Source organism: Leptolyngbya sp. PCC 6406, from assembly GCF_000332095.2.
Classification (GTDB): Bacteria; Cyanobacteriota; Cyanobacteriia; order Phormidesmidales; family Phormidesmidaceae; genus PCC-6406.
This window is the reverse complement of the sequence record NZ_KI913949.1, coordinates 3,048,879-3,064,303: the sequence shown is the minus strand read 5'-3', so window position 1 is coordinate 3,064,303 and position 15,425 is coordinate 3,048,879. Positions and strand designations below refer to the sequence as shown.

General features: G+C 56.2%; 16 protein-coding genes. 3 read left to right on the top strand and 13 right to left on the bottom strand.

The features are described 5' to 3' along the window. Positions 1 to 14 precede the first annotated feature (14 nt). The 13 genes from LEP6406_RS0213525 to LEP6406_RS0213465 all read right to left on the bottom strand — a co-directional run bounded on the left by LEP6406_RS0213525 (position 15) and on the right by LEP6406_RS0213465 (position 10,086). Entirely contained in the window at positions 15 to 677 is a 663-nt protein-coding gene (locus LEP6406_RS0213525; RefSeq protein WP_008309257.1) for a Na(+)/H(+) antiporter subunit B, read from the bottom strand. Next, the gene (locus tag LEP6406_RS28045) at positions 674 to 1,330 is read right to left on the bottom strand and encodes a DUF4040 domain-containing protein (RefSeq protein WP_008309255.1); all 657 of its coding nucleotides are present in this window, start codon (positions 1,328 to 1,330) and stop codon (positions 674 to 676) included. Before LEP6406_RS28045 ends, LEP6406_RS0213525 begins: the two co-directional genes overlap by 4 nt. Next, a complete protein-coding gene (locus tag LEP6406_RS0213515; protein ID WP_008309253.1) occupies positions 1,327 to 1,623 on the bottom strand; it encodes a monovalent cation/H(+) antiporter subunit G in 297 nt (98 codons plus the stop codon). The genes LEP6406_RS28045 and LEP6406_RS0213515 overlap by 4 nt, the downstream gene beginning before the upstream one ends. Positions 1,624 to 2,357: 734 nt before the next feature. Beyond that, entirely contained in the window at positions 2,358 to 2,609 is a 252-nt protein-coding gene (locus LEP6406_RS0213510; RefSeq protein WP_008318024.1) for a hypothetical protein, read from the bottom strand. Further along, a complete protein-coding gene (locus LEP6406_RS0213505; protein ID WP_008318022.1) occupies positions 2,606 to 2,989 on the bottom strand; it encodes a Na+/H+ antiporter subunit E in 384 nt (127 codons plus the stop codon). The genes LEP6406_RS0213510 and LEP6406_RS0213505 overlap by 4 nt, the downstream gene beginning before the upstream one ends. Beyond that, on the bottom strand, positions 2,974 to 4,446 hold the full coding sequence (locus LEP6406_RS0213500; RefSeq protein WP_008318020.1) for a cation:proton antiporter: 1,473 nt from the start codon (positions 4,444 to 4,446) through the stop codon (positions 2,974 to 2,976). Before LEP6406_RS0213500 ends, LEP6406_RS0213505 begins: the two co-directional genes overlap by 16 nt. After that, positions 4,443 to 4,778, bottom strand: a complete 336-nt coding sequence (locus tag LEP6406_RS0213495) for an NADH-quinone oxidoreductase subunit K (protein ID WP_008318017.1) — start codon at positions 4,776 to 4,778, stop codon at positions 4,443 to 4,445. Before LEP6406_RS0213495 ends, LEP6406_RS0213500 begins: the two co-directional genes overlap by 4 nt. Positions 4,779 to 5,058: 280 nt before the next feature. Then, positions 5,059 to 5,967, bottom strand: a complete 909-nt coding sequence (locus LEP6406_RS28040; RefSeq protein WP_008318015.1) for a beta-carboxysome assembly protein CcmO — start codon at positions 5,965 to 5,967, stop codon at positions 5,059 to 5,061. Positions 5,968 to 6,064: 97 nt separating this feature from the next. Next, positions 6,065 to 6,685, bottom strand: a complete 621-nt coding sequence (locus tag LEP6406_RS28035) for a beta-carboxysome scaffolding protein CcmN (RefSeq protein ID WP_008318012.1) — start codon at positions 6,683 to 6,685, stop codon at positions 6,065 to 6,067. Between the two features lie 21 nt (positions 6,686 to 6,706). After that, a complete protein-coding gene (locus tag LEP6406_RS0213480; protein ID WP_225886527.1) occupies positions 6,707 to 8,662 on the bottom strand; it encodes a RuBisCO small subunit-like domain-containing protein in 1,956 nt (651 codons plus the stop codon). Positions 8,663 to 8,884: 222 nt separating this feature from the next. Continuing rightward, positions 8,885 to 9,187 carry a beta-carboxysome shell vertex protein CcmL gene (locus LEP6406_RS0213475; RefSeq protein ID WP_008318008.1) on the bottom strand — a complete coding sequence of 101 codons (303 nt, stop codon included), beginning with the start codon at positions 9,185 to 9,187 and terminating at the stop codon, positions 8,885 to 8,887. A gap of 10 nt (positions 9,188 to 9,197) precedes the next feature. Further along, positions 9,198 to 9,536 carry a carbon dioxide-concentrating mechanism protein CcmK gene (locus LEP6406_RS0213470; RefSeq protein WP_008318006.1) on the bottom strand — a complete coding sequence of 113 codons (339 nt, stop codon included), beginning with the start codon at positions 9,534 to 9,536 and terminating at the stop codon, positions 9,198 to 9,200. Positions 9,537 to 9,777: 241 nt separating this feature from the next. Then, complete coding sequence (locus LEP6406_RS0213465; protein WP_008318005.1) at positions 9,778 to 10,086, bottom strand: carbon dioxide-concentrating mechanism protein CcmK; 309 nt, start codon at positions 10,084 to 10,086, stop codon at positions 9,778 to 9,780. A 617-nt stretch (positions 10,087 to 10,703) separates the two neighbouring features. On the opposite strand from LEP6406_RS0213465, the gene LEP6406_RS0213460 reads away from it, so the two are divergent. Genes LEP6406_RS0213460 through LEP6406_RS0213450 form a run of 3 tightly spaced genes read left to right on the top strand, consistent with a single transcriptional unit; the run spans position 10,704 to position 15,238 of the window. Continuing rightward, positions 10,704 to 12,539: an NAD(P)H-quinone oxidoreductase subunit F gene (locus tag LEP6406_RS0213460; RefSeq protein ID WP_008318001.1), complete on the top strand. Its 1,836-nt coding sequence runs from the start codon at positions 10,704 to 10,706 to the stop codon at positions 12,537 to 12,539. 3 nt (positions 12,540 to 12,542) lie between these two features. Beyond that, positions 12,543 to 14,096: an NADH-quinone oxidoreductase subunit M gene (locus LEP6406_RS0213455; protein WP_008317998.1), complete on the top strand. Its 1,554-nt coding sequence runs from the start codon at positions 12,543 to 12,545 to the stop codon at positions 14,094 to 14,096. Then, positions 14,093 to 15,238, top strand: a complete 1,146-nt coding sequence (locus tag LEP6406_RS0213450; RefSeq protein WP_008317996.1) for a CO2 hydration protein — start codon at positions 14,093 to 14,095, stop codon at positions 15,236 to 15,238. The genes LEP6406_RS0213455 and LEP6406_RS0213450 overlap by 4 nt, the downstream gene beginning before the upstream one ends. The last annotated feature ends 187 nt before the right edge of the window (positions 15,239 to 15,425 follow it).

Below are 15,425 nucleotides of genomic sequence, written 5' to 3'. Positions count from 1 at the left end.
GGTCAGCTCAGGCGCTACAGTAAGCCCCGGTAGCGGATAAAAAGTAAAATTACCGCCCAGGATCCTAGGGCTACCTTGATCGCCACCAGAATATTGAGTAGGGGAATGACCCCACCACTAACCAATTGTCCCAGTTCCCCATGGGGCAGTTCCACCCCTGCCAGGGTTAACACCGCTAGCCCGATGAACAACAACACCGAGACCTTCTCCCATAGAGCAGCATTCCAGCGCTGATAGATTCCCTGCATTCCCTGGGCAGAGGTCGTAATCGCAATTAGACCAATGGCGGTCCCCCCCGCCACCCCCGCCGCAAATCCGCCGCCAGGGCTGAGGTGACCCCGAATCGCCAGTTCAATACTCACCAAAGCTGCAATCGTCGCCCCCAGCCGCGCCAGTATAATCGAGGGTTGATCGGGAAACTGATAAATACGGGCATAGGGCCGCTCATTGGCCAAGAGAAAATGGACCCCCATAATGGCAATGGTAAACACCACCACCTCAAAAATGGTGTCGTAAAGACGATTGCGAAAAATGATTCCCGATACTGCATTGGGCACGCCACTATCTGCCACTACCGCCTCAACAATGGCCCAGTCCGAGGTATTCCCTGCCCCCTTAGGCAGGAACAGTAGGGCCAAGTAGAGTCCTAGTCCCGCTGCCAAATAGAGCCATTTCATAGGGGCTTCTCCTCAGGGGTAGCAACACCGATTAAGGCAGGTATCGCCTCCGGTGTATCCGGTGCAGGGGTGTAGGTCAAGCGGATCTCAGGGGTAGCCAAGCCCCCGTGCATGATGTCGTAAAGTCGCTGGAGCCGGGTGATGATGTGGTAGGTTCCGATCTGCTGAGGATGGATGGATACCAGAGAAGGGTTAGATGCCGGTTCCATCTCGGCCTCCGAAAGAACCCCCTCTAGCAGACAAATGGCATGGATTTCCTTCTCCATTAGGGCCTGCTGCAACGCCTGCTGTGTAGGATAGGGCACTTGCTCTAGCCGGAGGTGGTACTGGCTGCACAGGGCGCGGAGGTCCGTTACCAGTTGTAGCCCCAGTCCCGTTTCTCCCTCGGTTTCCGCCGCCTCCACCCAGATCCCCAGGCGCAACACCATGGAGGAGCGCACCGCCACCGCATAGAGGGTCACCGCCAGCATCGTGCCTACGAGGGCTTCGGTCAGAGCCACATCCGCTGCCCCCAGAACGGTATAGACCAGTGCTGCCACCGCCCCCAAAATGCCCCGAATTACCAGGGCATGGTAAGGATTCACCTCGAACACTAGCAAGAAGGCGGCTACAGGCAATAGAACGACGATGGCGGTGAGTGCGATATCGGTCATCGTGGATCTCCCGGTTGGGTGCGATCGCTAGAGCAATAGGCTAGTACATAGCCCAACATCGTGTTCCAAATTGCCAGGGAAAGGATGGCTAGGATAAGCAACGGCCATTCCCTAGGGATTTGCAGCAGCAGCCCGACGACAATGCTAATGGAGCCCAGAGTATCTGCCACCGAAAGGCTGTGGAGTTTGAACAATACTGACCGCTCACCGATGAGAGGCCAGGTTCCCCAGAACCAAAAGACCAGCCCAACGACAATGCAGCCATAGCTGAGGACATTGATTAAATTCTGCATAAATCCCTATTCAAAATTCCTAGAACCCTTCACCTGTCCCCTCCTGCATTGGGCGCGAGACCTCGCGCCCCTACGGAATCCACCCATCCCCTTCACCAATATCGGTCACCCACCCACCGGGAAATCCTGCATTGGGCGCGGTTTCCGCGCCCCTATCCCTAAGCCCTATGCCAAAGGCAGGCTCCTCGCCAACGGGCAGGCTAACTCCCAGGGAGTGGCTTCGCCAACGCCTTTTTTGAATGCCGTTAGGCTATACACCGTGTCACCCGGCATAAGGGCAACCATCCTATGCCCTCTGGGCAGGCTCCGCCCTAGCGTAGCCATGCCGGAGGCTATTGCCCGAAGGGCTATACGACTCCGTTGCTCCGGAGGAGCCGCTACGTGAACAGGACAGGCAAGGGATTGCCCCTACGGGATCTACCCCAATATCCCTATTGCCTACCCCCTGACAGGGCGAGCGCCGCTCGCCCCTACCCCACCACACCAACATCGGTCACCCGGCACTGGGTAGGGCGGGTTTTGAGCCTCCCATTTGGGATTTCCCAGTAGACACGAGCTAAACCCGCCCCTACGGGATTTACCCCATCACCCCATCACCCCAATACCCCAATACCCCATCACCCCAATACCCCATCACCCCAATACCCCATCACCCCAATACCCCATCACCCCAATACCCCAATACCCCAATACCCCAATACCCCAATACCCCAATACCCCATCACCCCACTCCCCTACACATCACTCAGCCGCTTCAAAATATGGGCCAATAGCATCAGCCCCGCATTGCCTACGCTTAGGATGATCACCCCGACCACACCGATCATCCAATCATCCCGCAGCACTGCCACCACCAAGATCATGATTGAGGTCTTGGTCGCGATGCTGGCAAAAGCCAACATTGTTTGCCAGATGTTCTCATCTTGCCAAGCCTCGTAGAGGGGAATCAACAGGGCCACCACCATCACCATTAGGACTATCGTCATAGCTCTTGCCCCCGCCGCACTCGATGGACCTCGTACCAGCCTGCCTCGTGGTACTTCAACACCACAGTTTTGGGGGTAAAGGTGATCAAAAAGATATCGAGAAAGATTAGTTGGGGCGATCGCCGGGGCTGGACCCGCTCCATGACCACATCTTCCCGGCGATGGGGGCAGAGGATGATCTGAAAGGCTTCAAAGTAGGCGGTGGGGATGGCCACAAAAATTTTTCCCAGTACCCTCAGCCATTCTCGACGGCGGTCGAGATGAGGGGAGTTGCGTGGTAATAGCAGGGCAATCGTGATGCCAATTAGAATATTTGCTGGGCTCAAGCTGGCTGTCAACAGAAACCAGAGGGTCAGCCGTAAAATTAAATGTCTAACCATTTCAAGGTCACCCCCAAGAGCACTAGCAACACCAGACTCATGCCTCCAATTAAATGCTCAAATTGTTCTGCTGTACGGGATAGCTTGATCGCTAATCCTTGGATAATCAAAAGATAGGCTATCCAGCCCAGTCCAATGGTGATGAGGGGTTTCAAGATATTCCATAAAGTATAGGCTTCGTAATAGACTACATTGGCCAGCACTAGCCCACCTAAAAGTAAGATGATTGCGGGCCAAAATCCAGGTTGAATGGAGCTATTTCCCGTCTGTTTTTGATGGGGTAGAAAGATGAATTTGGCAAAGGAAATAGCTGTGCCGAAGGCTGCCAAATTCATGCCTATAATCTGCCAAGGGGCGAGATTTTTCATGGTCAAGACCTTCGCCCCAAAACCCGATAAAAGGGGGAATCCAGAGATGGAAAAACTGGCAACCACTAGGGCAATCCAAAGAGGGGTGGCCATCGACATCTGACGCAGATCCTTGAGGTTACGACTGGGTAAAATGCCCACAATCAGAAACAGGGCCGATTTTACTAGGCCATGGGCGAGGGCATAGAAGCCCCCAACCTCGGGAGCCGCAAGAATAAAGCCCAATTGGGACACGGTATGGAAGGCGAGAATACGCTTGGTATCTTTTTCAAACACGGCATACCCTACTCCCAATAGGGCGGTGCTGACACCAAAGAGACGGACAATGGGGTCAATTTCTGGCAGCATCAGGGCACAGCGCACGAGGGGAAACACACCGGCCTTGACCACCGACCCCGATAGGAGTGCTGAGACAGGAGTTTCGGATTCAGAATGGGTCAGGGGTAGCCACAGTCCGGAGACAAAGATACCTCCCTTGGCCAGAAGACCTAGACAGATAAAGGCTAGTGCTTCCGGTGGGGCTCCCCGTAGGCCGCTGTAGGCAAAGGACTGGTGGGTTTGATAGACCAAGGCTGCGCCGATGAGGTAGAACAGCATGGCGGTGTTGCTGACAAAGAGGTAGCGCAGGGCTACCCAGATGGAGCGGTCGGTGCGGGGATAGGCAATCAGTAGAAAGGTGGCGATGCTGATTACTTCCAATGCCACGTAGAGGCTAATGAAATCGGCGCAGACAAAGGCGGCGTTAACACTGCCAAAAAGAATAATGACTTGAGTGTAGAAAAATGCAGTTTTGTTGCTATGCCAACAGTAGAGAATGATCGCGGCTGTCACTAGGGCATTGGTCAAAATGAAATAGCCACTCAAGGCGTCGAGCACTAGGGTGATGCCGAAGTTGTCGAGCAAATTCAGCGTCAGGGGAGTAGCGGTTGGGTTGTCTAGGGCAAAGCCTGATGGGAAAAGCTGGAGGGCGTAGGCGATGGATATCAGGGCCACCCCTAGGGCCAAATGGCGATCTAGCCGGGGGACTAAATAAATCACGAATCCCACGAACAAGGGCAAGGCAATCCAGGCGATCGTCAGGGTGTTCATGGGGTATTACGTTTTTCGATCTCGTGGGTTTCTAGGGTGGGATTATCGTGGGCGAGTTTCATCACCCCAACCAGCATCAGAGCTTGGATAGAAAAGCCAATTACAATGGCGGTCAGAATAACGGCTTGGGGAACAGGGTCTGCATAGGCTACTGGACGACCCTGGCTCAGAATGGGAGTAAACAATCCGCCCCGCGATGCAATCAGGACATAATAGGCGATCACTCCAGTGCTCATGACATCCATGGCGATGATTTTCATGAGCAGGTTTTGCTTGAAAATGATGCCGAAAAAGCCGCATAAGATGGTGGCAAATACGCAGGCTGCTAGCATGATCCCGTTTCCCCTCTCGGTTCTGGGGGCTGATGGTCTAAACTTGACGATACACTAGAGCGAGATGGCCTTTCGCACTTGCCCGTTATTTTCCCAATCGCTGCCCCGCCATAGTAATCCTATTTGATTTCTGAGGACCTTCGCGGCACCCACGAAGAGGCTCACTCAAAGCTCATGCAGAATCGCTATATGATCCATATGATCCCAATAGCTGATGGGGTAAAACCCTTGTGTTTTCAGGGGCTCAAGGGTAGCTGGAAAAGTATTTAGCTGGAATACGCTAATCCAGATTGGCTTCTGTTAGCGGTTCGGTGTAGGGAGCGGCTTGGCGGTCTGGCATTGTTGGCAGATCTGGCAGAGGGGTGCTCTGGACTTCCGGCAGGGCTAGGGCTTGGGCAGATTCCGTTGCTGTTTCTGTCTTTGTTGCAACGGCGACGGACACCAGTTCCTTGGGTTTTTCCTCTAGTTTCAAGGGAAGGAGCATGGGGGAGGGCTCGGCGTCCATCTCCACTAGGGGCAGAGACCGCTCCAAATCGTCCAATGGGCGAGGAATCACCATCACAGCATGGAGTTCACCAATACGCTCTGCCTCATGCATTCCCGCTTCCACTGCGATCGCAACATTGGACAGAGAGCCGCGAATAATGACCGTACAGAGGCCGGAGCCAATGGTCTGGTGGGCCACAACCTGAACTTCCGCCGCCTTGGTCATGGCGTCTGCGGCCCCTACCATGGCAGGGAAGCCTCGGGTTTCTACTAGACCTAGGGCTTGATTGCCCATGCGACCCTGACCCAAACGCTCTAACTCATCCAAATGAGTACAGATCGGCAGTACTGCCTCCAGGTTGGGTAAGGGGCGAGGGATCAAGGAGGAGGAAAGGAATTGGCCAAACTGCTTGGCGGTTTCGGAACCTGTTTCTACTGCCATCCGGACATCGGCCACCCCGCCGCGCACAATGGCAGTACATTGCCCGGAGCCGGTGCGCTCATAGCCAATCAGCATCACGTCCGCCGACTTCAGCATGGCGTCCGCTGTGCCCACCACCGCTGGAAAGCTCTTCACCGACACCAGCCCCAAAGCTGCTCCTTGGAGCTTGCTGGCCCAGCGTCGAGAAGCCGGGGGAGGCGCTGTCTGGGGAGCGGCCTGCCGGGTGGTCTGGGTGGGGGAAAGGTTCAGGTTCGCAGTCATGGCGTGCCTCTACTGAGAGGGCGGAATGCCTCTACATCTTAAGAGCTTTATCCGATACTCTCTATAATTCTATGCGCTTTATTCTATGGCCGTGATTTTATGGGTGCTCGCTCGACTCGGGGACGGCTAAGGATTGGCGATGGGGAAATAGGGTCTGGATCAATTGCATCACCTGTTCCCGCCCGTAGACTACGGTGTGGGTGGCTAAAGTGCCTACCTCAGGCGGGGGTAAATTTCCATTTTCAGCCCGGTTAGGGTCTAGGGTTTCAGTCCCCTCTTTCTGGGGTGGGCTATGGGGAGACTGGTCTGGGAGAGCGCCAGTCTCTGGGGGAGAGCCAGGAGCCGTTGCGGATACGGAACAGATCTGGGGAGGGCTGGGATCCCCCAGGAGAGATCGTGCCGGCACCATCTGCTCTGGAGCAATCTGGGGATTGATCAGGGTACTGTCTGCCCCAATGCAGGCATTTTTTCCCAAAAGACCCGTCCCTAGAATGAGTCCCCCCTGGCCCACAGTAACCCCAGCCTCTAGGGACAGGGCTCCACCTCGCGCCTGGATCACCACCGCTGCGCCTAAGCAGACCCCGGTGGCAATCACGACCTGACTACCGGGGGCGGCTTGCAATACCGCACCGGGTGCGATCGCAACATCCGCCGCAATCTGCACATCTCCAGCCACATAGACTGAAGCCGTTTCTGGGCCGAGCCTATTTGGATTCATAGAAAAGGGACAATGCAGCCCCTAGGGCCGTTGAATCGTCGTCTCTAGAACTCGACGTTTAGCCTGGGGATCGATGCCGATAAGGCGCACATATTCACCATGATGCGCCCCCAGACTACGCTCTAGGGCCGCCAGCACCTCTGCCGCGCCGCGCCCTTCAATCACCCCACCGTTCTGCCACGCCCCGCTGCGATAGCGGCGCACATCGGCATGTTCTAGGCTGATGCGATAGCCTTGCCCGACCAAGTGTTGCACCTGTTGCACGACCTCGCCCCCTAGGGGACCAGCAGCCCCATTCTGAGAAGGGTAGGAGCTGTTACGGGCATTCCCATTTTGGTAGCCGGCGTTAATGGGGACCGATGGGGCTGACGCCGCTGCGGGTTTACCGTCGGGTCGCTGCACCGTAATGGGGTTATGGCGCTGTTTGGCGACAGGGTCAATGCCATAGATCCGAACATATTCGCCGGGGTGGGAGCGGATACACTGTTCTACTGCCGCGATCGCAGCCCCCTCCTGAGTAGCTTCAATGGGGGCACAGGTCTGCCACACATTGCTACGGAATCGGCGAGCATCCGCATGTTCCGCGCCAATGCGATGACCTTGGCTCACGATGCTCCGAATCTGCTGCACCATCTCCTGAGAGAGACCACCGCTGCTGAAGCTGCCATAGCCACCACCAGCCGCCGCAGCGCTGCGACCCACTGCACCAGAACCAGCGGCCATGGGCTTGTCATTAGGCCGTTGAATAGTCATGGGAGCCAACCGCTTCTTAGCCGCAGGGTCAATGCCATAGAGGCGCACATATTCCCCCGCATGATCTCGCATACAGGCTTCCAAGGCGCTGATTACCTCCGCCTCTCGGGTAGCCGCGATGGGGGTACAGGTCTGCCAAACATTGCTGCGAAAACGACGGGTATCAGCATGTTCGGTGCCGACACCATAACCCTGCTGGAGAAAACTCCGCACCTGCTGAAGCGCCTCCGCAGAAAGATGGCTGCTGCCGGGACTGGCGCTGTAGTGGCTGTAGCTGCTGGTGGGGCTAGAGGCGGCTACAGTCGCAGTTTTAGAGACGGTCACGGGCTTACCATCAGGGCGCTGAATGGTAAGCGTCGCCACCCGGCGCTTCGCCACGGGATCAATGCCAAACATTCGTACATATTCCCCTGTGTGCTCCTCTAGACATCCCTCCAATGCCGCCAACACCTCCGGTTCTCGGGTTGACTGGAGAGGAGAACAGGTCTGCCAGACATTGCTGCGGAAACGACGGGTATCGGCATGTTCAGTACCAATACGATAGCCTTGGCTGAGCAATTGCCGTACCTGTTGCACGATGTCAGAGGTCAATCTTTGAGGTTGCATGGTCCTAGATCCGTTGTCTTGACTGCTGTGGCTGTGAACTGATGGAGAAGAACTAAAGTTGGGGGGCGGAACCGGAGCGGATCCCGTAGTCCCGATGTCCGCACTGCCTAGAAAGGTGTGGGTGATTTCCTGCACCAAGGCCCAATCCTCCGGCTGCACATCGGCGAGGGCATCAGCCTGGGACTGCTGGTTAATCACCGACCCCGAGGGCACAAACTTGCCTGCCGGAATCTCTACGTCCTGGATGAGGGCGTGCATCATCACCACGCAACCCGGACCAATGCGGGCACTAAAAATAGTCGAGTGGAAACCCACAAAGCAGTCATCCCCCACGTAGGCGGGGCCATGGACAACTGCTTTATGGGCTAACCAAACCTGAGAGCCAATCCAGATGGAGTAGGGCTGATCATCATCTCCCAACACCCGACCCGCTGCCAGTCCCTGGATCGTGACCCCAGCTTCAAGCTGGGTACCTGCACCGATAAGACAGGAGGATTCGGCTTCCGCCTGCACTGAAACCCCTGGTGCGACTGTGACCTGAGGGCCAATATTCACATCTCCTGTGAGCTGCGAAAAGGGATGCACCTTGGCACTGGCATCCACCTTAGGGGCCGCCACACCTTTTTGACCACGGGGTGGCGGAGCGACTGCACCGTGGAGCCCCATATAACCCAAACCCTCCCAATGTACGTTTTAGCCCTATCGCGATAGCCCCTTGGGGCTGGTCTCTGACCATCGCAGTCCGCGCTGATCTAGCAACCCCATAGTCCACAGGAGCGGCTTACCCAACCCCAGAGGAACAGAAGTTATTCTTTGGCCCTAAAGCCCTAGCTCTAGGGCCTAGCTCCAGTCCTCACGCTTGTTGTATAGGGCTCCAGAATCCAAGGAAACTGTGTCCACAATCGCAATCACCGTCGTATCCACTGGACGCGCTTGATACCCGTCGTGCTGACGGGCTCCACTCCCTCGGGTAATGAGCACCCATTCCCCGACGCCCGCGCCTACCACATCGGCAGCTACTTCATAGTCGGGGAGGAGTTCCCCCATATCATTTAGGAGTTGCACCAGCAAAAACTTGACGCCATTCAGGTTCGGTTCCTTGCAAGTGCTGACAACCGTGCCGCGAACTTTAGCCAATAGCATTACGCTCTACCTACCGACCGTAGGGGCGAATACCGCTGACACTTTCACGAAACTGCTCGACGGCTTCGGTGTAGCGAATGGGGAGCACAAACTCCAGGTTCTCGTGAGGACGGGCAATGATATGGGTGGAGAGGACTTGACCACCGTTGACCCGCTTCACATTCTCTACGCCCGCTGCGACAGAGGCTTGGACCTCAGACACGTCGCCGCGCACGATCACCGTGACGCGCCCGCTACCAATTTTTTCATAGCCGACCAGAGTAACCCGAGCCGCCTTCACCATTGCATCCGCTGCTTCTACCACGGCTGGGAAGCCTAGGGTTTCAATCATTCCAACTGCAATTGCCATGTCAAATATTTCCTAAATAACGCCTGCTACCTGTCACTGTCTCTACCCCAAGTATCGCGACGCCCCTGACGGGTCAGTCCTGGACTGCCGCGACCTCAGTCCAACCGCCGCTGTGATCAGCCGACAAAAACCTTGGAGAACAAACCATTAGAAAAGCCATCATTCTACCGCAGAAGTATGGATCACTTCTGCGGAGAATTGCTCTCCATGGGATCTTCAGAGGGCCATGTCCCTAGCTGTTCTAAGTCCGAAATTGCTCGACGGCCTCTGTATAGCGAATGGGAAGGACAAACTCCAGGTTTTCGTGGGGACGGGCAATGATATGGGTGGAGAGGATTTCACCACCGTTGACCCGCTTGGCACATTCAACGCCCGCTGCGACAGAGGCTTGCACCTCAGAGACATCACCACGCACAATCACCGTAACGCGCCCACTGCCAATTTTTTCATAACCCACTAGGGTGACGCGGGCTGCCTTTACCATGGCATCAGCCGCTTCCACCACCGCAGGAAAACCCTTCGTCTCAATCATTCCAACCGCAATTGGCATCGTCGTAATCTCCCTCTGCTAAAGCTGATGAAACATCCCCGTTGAAAATCCATTTTTGAGTCCTTAACCAAACTCAGAAATTGAGTTGAAAACTGGCCCAGAGCGGGTCTGAAATGGCCAATTTCTCTCTGTAACGGCAGGGATGAACCCAAATAAACTCCAATGTAAGTCAAGCATAGGAGGGTGGTGACACGTTGGCAATATAAGCCTCAATGATTGTCTCTAATGTTAAATATTATTAAAACTAATGAAAGAATGGTATGGATAATTTATCTCCTGACACAATCTCTGGGGTTCAAGCCGAGGGATCGACTTTGGGGGCGGTAATTGAAACCATAGGGAATTGTGGGGATCGATCCCCTGTCCACCACGGCGGGAGGGGTAAGCAATCGGGTAAAATGGCTACTATTCAACCTATTCTGGCCACCTGGGGTCTGGAATGGGTATTGCTCTGTTGCAATGAGCGTTTGAGGCATCCGAGCCATTCCTTAACCGCCACTGTTCTAGCCGCCATGGAGTCCATTCCGTAACCCATGGCTAGGACTGAGGCGATGGCAGTTCCCTAAGTGGTGTGGTCATCGCCTTGAAGTTTGCTCCCCACAATTAGCGCATAGGTGATGACGCAATTTTTCCTTGATACCTGTTGGTGGGTGCCCCTCTATGGAATTTTGGGGGCAATCGCAACCCTGCCCTGGGCTACGGGGTTGATCCGTCGCACGGGACCACGTCCGGCGGCCTATATCAACATTGCCATGACCTTGATGGCCTTTGTCCACGGGGCACTGCTGTTTCAGGGGATCTGGAACCAAGGAACACAGACGGTGTCTGTGGTGTGGTTTGAGACCCATGATTTAACCCTGAGTCTGTCCTTTGATCTGTCAGTGATGAACCTGGGGGCAGTGCAGTTGATTGCGGGTCTGAGCCTATTGGCCCAGGTCTTTGCCTTGGGGTATATGGAGAAAGAATGGGCCTTGGCTCGGTTTTTTGCCCTGATGGGGATGTTTGAGGCGGCGATGAGTGGTGTGGTGCTGAGCAGTTCCTTGTTCTTGGCCTATTCCCTGTTGGAGGTGCTGACCCTATCTACTTATTTATTGGTGGGGTTTTGGTATGCCCAGCCTCTGGTGGTGACGGCGGCGCGGGATGCCTTTTTGACTAAGCGGGTGGGGGATGTGCTGCTGCTGATGGGGGTGATTGCTTTATCCACCTGGGCTGGCAGCCTGGATTTTGATGATCTCTATGAATGGGTGAAGACGGCGGAGTTGACGCCCTATGCTGCAACGCTGCTGGGGCTGGCCCTGATTGCGGGACCGACCGGTAAATGTGCCCAGTTTCCGCTGCACCTGTGGTTGGATGAGTCGATGGAGGGACCAAACCCGGCGTCCATTCTGCGGAACTCGGTGGTGGTCACCTGTGGAGCCTATGTGCTGATTCGTCTGCAACCGGTCGTGGTGCTGTCGCCGGTGGCGCTGTCAACCCTGGTGGCAATCGGGACAATAACGGCGGTGGGGGCGTCCTTGGTGGCCATTGCTCAAATCGACATTAAGCGTACGCTGTCCTATTCCACCAGTGCCTATCTGGGATTGGTCTTTATTGCGGTGGGGACGGAGTGGCCGGGGGTGGCGCTAATGGTATTGCTGACCCACGCGATCGCAAAGGCCCTGTTATTTATGGCAGGAGGATCGGTGATCTTGACCACGACCTGTCAAGACATCACAGAGTTGGGGGGGTTGGGGGCCAAAATGCCAGCGACAACCCTAGCCTATGGGGTGGGGGCGCTGGGCATGGTGGGATTGCTGCCCCTAGGTTGCTTCTGGGGCTATCGTCTAGGAATTGATTTTCTCTGGCAGGAACATCCGGAATTGGTGGTGGTGTTTTTGCTGGTGAACCTCTTGACGGCCCTGAATCTAACTCGCGTGTTTCGCTTGGTGTTTCTGGGACCAGCCCAGGCCAAAACCCGGCGGGCTCCGGAGGTGCCTTGGCCAATGGCGGTGCCGATGGTGTTTTTGACGGTCTTTACCCTATTGGTGCCCTTGGTGATGCAACGGCTCTATCTTTTGCCGCCCTGGCAGTATGTCAACCAGCCCGCCTTGGCCTTGCTCATTCTCTCGGGCTTTGCTGGGGTAACCCTTGGGGCGACGGTGCCCCTGAGTAAAACCCTGACGCGATCGCGCCAGCGGTCCCTACGCATTGCCCAGGATTTGCTGGCCTATGACTTCTACACGGAGCGGCTGTACCGGATGACGGTGGTAGGGCTGGTGGCCCAATTGGCCCGTGCCAGCGACTGGTTTGATCGCTATGTGGTGGATGGCTTGGTGAATGCGGTGGGCTTCGTTTCCCTCTTGAGTGGAGAGGGGCTGAAGTACAGTATTTCTGGCCAGTCCCAGGGCTATCTTTTCACCATTGTGGTGGGGGTGAGTCTGTTGGGGCTGTTGATGACTTGGACGATGTGGTGATCCATGCTCAGTACCCTGATTTTGATACCGCTGATGGGAGCCTTGGCCATGAGCCTCTGGCCCCAACCCTGGTCGGGTCACCGTGCCCGTCAGGTGGCTCTGGCCATCCAGGGCATAACTCTGGTGTGGGCGCTGGTGGTGGTGAGCCAGTTTGATATCCAGCATGGGGGGATGCAGTTTACGGAAGCATTACCCTGGGTGGAGGCGCTGGGGCTGACCTATCGATTAGGGCTGGATGGCCTGAGTTTGCCCCTCGTGGTGATCAATAGCCTGCTGGGTGCGATCGCAGTTTATGCCACCCCAGCGTCCATTCTGCGACCCCGGCTTTACTTCCCGCTGATTCTAGTGATCAGCGCCGCCGTAGCCGGAGCCTTTGTGGCCCAAAACCTACTGCTGTTCTTTATCTTTTTTGAGCTAGAACTGATTCCCCTGTACCTGCTGATTGCCATTTGGGGCGGTGCGCGGCGGGGCTATGCCGCCACCAAGTTCTTGATTTACACCGCCATCTCTGGAGCGCTGATCCTGGGAAGTTTTCTGGGGCTAGTGTGGCTGGGGGGCAGCATTAGCTTTGACTACGACCCGGTTATTGCCCAGACTCTGACCTTGGGGCAGCAGTTGGTACTGCTGGGGGCGTTGCTGATAGGCTTTGGCATCAAAATTCCCCTGTTTCCCTTTCACACCTGGCTCCCCGATGCCCACGTGGAGGCATCCACCCCCATCTCCGTCTTGTTGGCGGGGGTGCTGTTAAAGCTGGGCACCTACGGCTTACTGCGGTTTGGGCTGCAACTATTCCCCGATGCCTGGGCGATTTTGGCCCCGTGGTTGGCGGGCTGGGCGGTAGTGAGTGTGCTCTACGGCTCCCTGGCAGCCATCGCCCAAACGGACATGAAAAAGATGGTGGCCTACAGCTCCATCGGCCATATGGGCTATGTACTGCTGGCGGCGGCGGCGGCCACTCCCCTCAGCATTTTGGGGACGGTGATGCAAATGGTCAGCCATGGCCTTATTTCCGGGCTACTGTTTTTGCTGGTGGGGGTGGTGTACACCAAGACGGGTACCCGCGACCTGACGGTGCTGCGGGGGCTGCTGAATCCAGAACGGGGCTTTCCCATCATTGGTAGCCTCATGATCCTGGGGGTGATGGCCAGCGCCGGCATCCCTGGCATGGTGGGCTTTATTTCCGAATTCGTGGTGTTTCGGGGCAGCTTTTTGGCCTTTCCCATCCAGACTCTGCTGTCCATGATTGGGTCGGGCCTAACGGCGGTGTATTTTTTGCTGCTGGTGAACCGGGTCTTCTTTGGTCGCCTAGCGGTGACCCTGCCCACGGATGCAGTGGTGTTGGATCCTCTGCTGCCACGTGTTACCTGGAGCGATCGCCTACCGGCGCTGGTCTTGGCTCTGGCCATTGTGGTTCTGGGGCTCCAACCCAACTGGCTCTCTCGCTGGAGCGAAAGCACCACCCTGGCCCTCTGGCCCGTCGCGGATACTGCGATTGCCCAGGTTGCTTTTCCCCAGTCCGCCCTTCCCGCTGACGCTAACGCCTCTCCCCAGCTATGACCTATACCCTCTCGAAATCCGATCCCCAGGCCCATCCCCTGCAAGCCTATATTGATCGCCTGTTGGCGGGAGAGGCGCTGCTGCCCGATACCCCCACTAATCTGATGGAGGTGGTGGGAATTCTCAAAAGTTATGGGGTGGTGCTGGATGCCTATGCCCGTAATCTGAACTATGTGGCCACGGATCAGTTTTTAGTGCTGTTTCCCTTTTTTAAGTACTTCAATGGGGAGATAACGCTGGGAAAACTACTGCGTCACTGGTGGCATGACCGCATCAACTACGAATATGCCGAATACTGTATGCGAGCCATGCTGTGGCATGGTGGCGGGGGGCTAGATGATTACCTGGGGAGTCCAGAATTTTTGCCGGTCTGCGAGGCAGCTATCCAAGCCAAAATTCGTGGCAATCCGATGATGCAGGGGCTCCATCGCCTGTTTCCAGAGTTTTTGCCGGAGCAGGTGCGGCTGGCGGCCTATTACACGGGGCTAGGGCAGTTTTGGACGGTGATGAGTGAGATGTTTCTCACCCTGTCGGACCGCTACGATGCTGGGGAGATTACCTCCATCCCCGCTGTCGTCGCCCACGTTAAGGGGGCGCTGGTGGCGGCGGCGGCTCAGCCCATTACCTTTGCGGTGACCATTCGCGGCGATCGCTATGAGCTAATTCCCGCATCGACGGGGCTGACCTTCCTGGCGGATACCGCTATCCCCTATGTGGAGGCGGTTTTTTTCCGAGGTACGCCTTTCTTGGGGACTGTTTCCTACAATGCCCAAGCTCTCCAGATTTCACCGGAGCAGAGCCGTTTTGAATACGGAGCCCTCTATGCGGATCCGGTGCCGATCGGTGGCTCAGGAATTCCCCCCACGCTGTTGATGCAGGATATGCGCCACTTTTTGCCGGACTACCTGCACGACTACTATCGTCAGGGGTTGCGGGGGGAGGACGATGTGCGGGTGCAGATCTGCCAGAGTTTCCAAAAGTCCATGTTTTGTGTCACCTCTGCGGCACTCCAAGGTCTGTTACCCCATGCTGCCACGACGACGGATCCGGCGGAGCAGGGGTCAAACCAAGCTTTTCTAGCCTATTGGATGGACCGTCTCGCCTCCTCTCGTCTGGCGGTAGTGCAACTGCCGGGGCGTTAGTAGGGCACGGTTCAATCATCCTCGACTTGAGTACTGCCGCAGGGGCAGGGCGCATCGTCGCTGGAGTTGATCCATTCGCGATGGTCAGGGACCGGCCCAAAGGGGCCGTCGCAGATGCGACAATGGCACAAAATCACAAAATATTGTTGTGATTGGTCTGGGCCAAGGTGGCCTGCGACCTGTAAGC

Coding starts and splice junctions, on each gene's coding strand:
- LEP6406_RS0213525 (WP_008309257.1), bottom strand. CDS start 677: ATGAAATGGCTCTATTTGGCAGCGGGACTAGGACTCTACTTGGCCCTA.
- LEP6406_RS28045 (WP_008309255.1), bottom strand. CDS start 1,330: ATGACCGATATCGCACTCACCGCCATCGTCGTTCTATTGCCTGTAGCC.
- LEP6406_RS0213515 (WP_008309253.1), bottom strand. CDS start 1,623: ATGCAGAATTTAATCAATGTCCTCAGCTATGGCTGCATTGTCGTTGGG.
- LEP6406_RS0213510 (WP_008318024.1), bottom strand. CDS start 2,609: ATGACGATAGTCCTAATGGTGATGGTGGTGGCCCTGTTGATTCCCCTC.
- LEP6406_RS0213505 (WP_008318022.1), bottom strand. CDS start 2,989: ATGGTTAGACATTTAATTTTACGGCTGACCCTCTGGTTTCTGTTGACA.
- LEP6406_RS0213500 (WP_008318020.1), bottom strand. CDS start 4,446: ATGAACACCCTGACGATCGCCTGGATTGCCTTGCCCTTGTTCGTGGGA.
- LEP6406_RS0213495 (WP_008318017.1), bottom strand. CDS start 4,778: ATGCTAGCAGCCTGCGTATTTGCCACCATCTTATGCGGCTTTTTCGGC.
- LEP6406_RS28040 (WP_008318015.1), bottom strand. CDS start 5,967: ATGACTGCGAACCTGAACCTTTCCCCCACCCAGACCACCCGGCAGGCC.
- LEP6406_RS28035 (WP_008318012.1), bottom strand. CDS start 6,685: ATGAATCCAAATAGGCTCGGCCCAGAAACGGCTTCAGTCTATGTGGCT.
- LEP6406_RS0213475 (WP_008318008.1), bottom strand. CDS start 9,187: ATGCTATTGGCTAAAGTTCGCGGCACGGTTGTCAGCACTTGCAAGGAA.
- LEP6406_RS0213470 (WP_008318006.1), bottom strand. CDS start 9,536: ATGGCAATTGCAGTTGGAATGATTGAAACCCTAGGCTTCCCAGCCGTG.
- LEP6406_RS0213465 (WP_008318005.1), bottom strand. CDS start 10,086: ATGCCAATTGCGGTTGGAATGATTGAGACGAAGGGTTTTCCTGCGGTG.
- LEP6406_RS0213460 (WP_008318001.1), top strand. CDS start 10,704: ATGACGCAATTTTTCCTTGATACCTGTTGGTGGGTGCCCCTCTATGGA.
- LEP6406_RS0213455 (WP_008317998.1), top strand. CDS start 12,543: ATGCTCAGTACCCTGATTTTGATACCGCTGATGGGAGCCTTGGCCATG.
- LEP6406_RS0213450 (WP_008317996.1), top strand. CDS start 14,093: ATGACCTATACCCTCTCGAAATCCGATCCCCAGGCCCATCCCCTGCAA.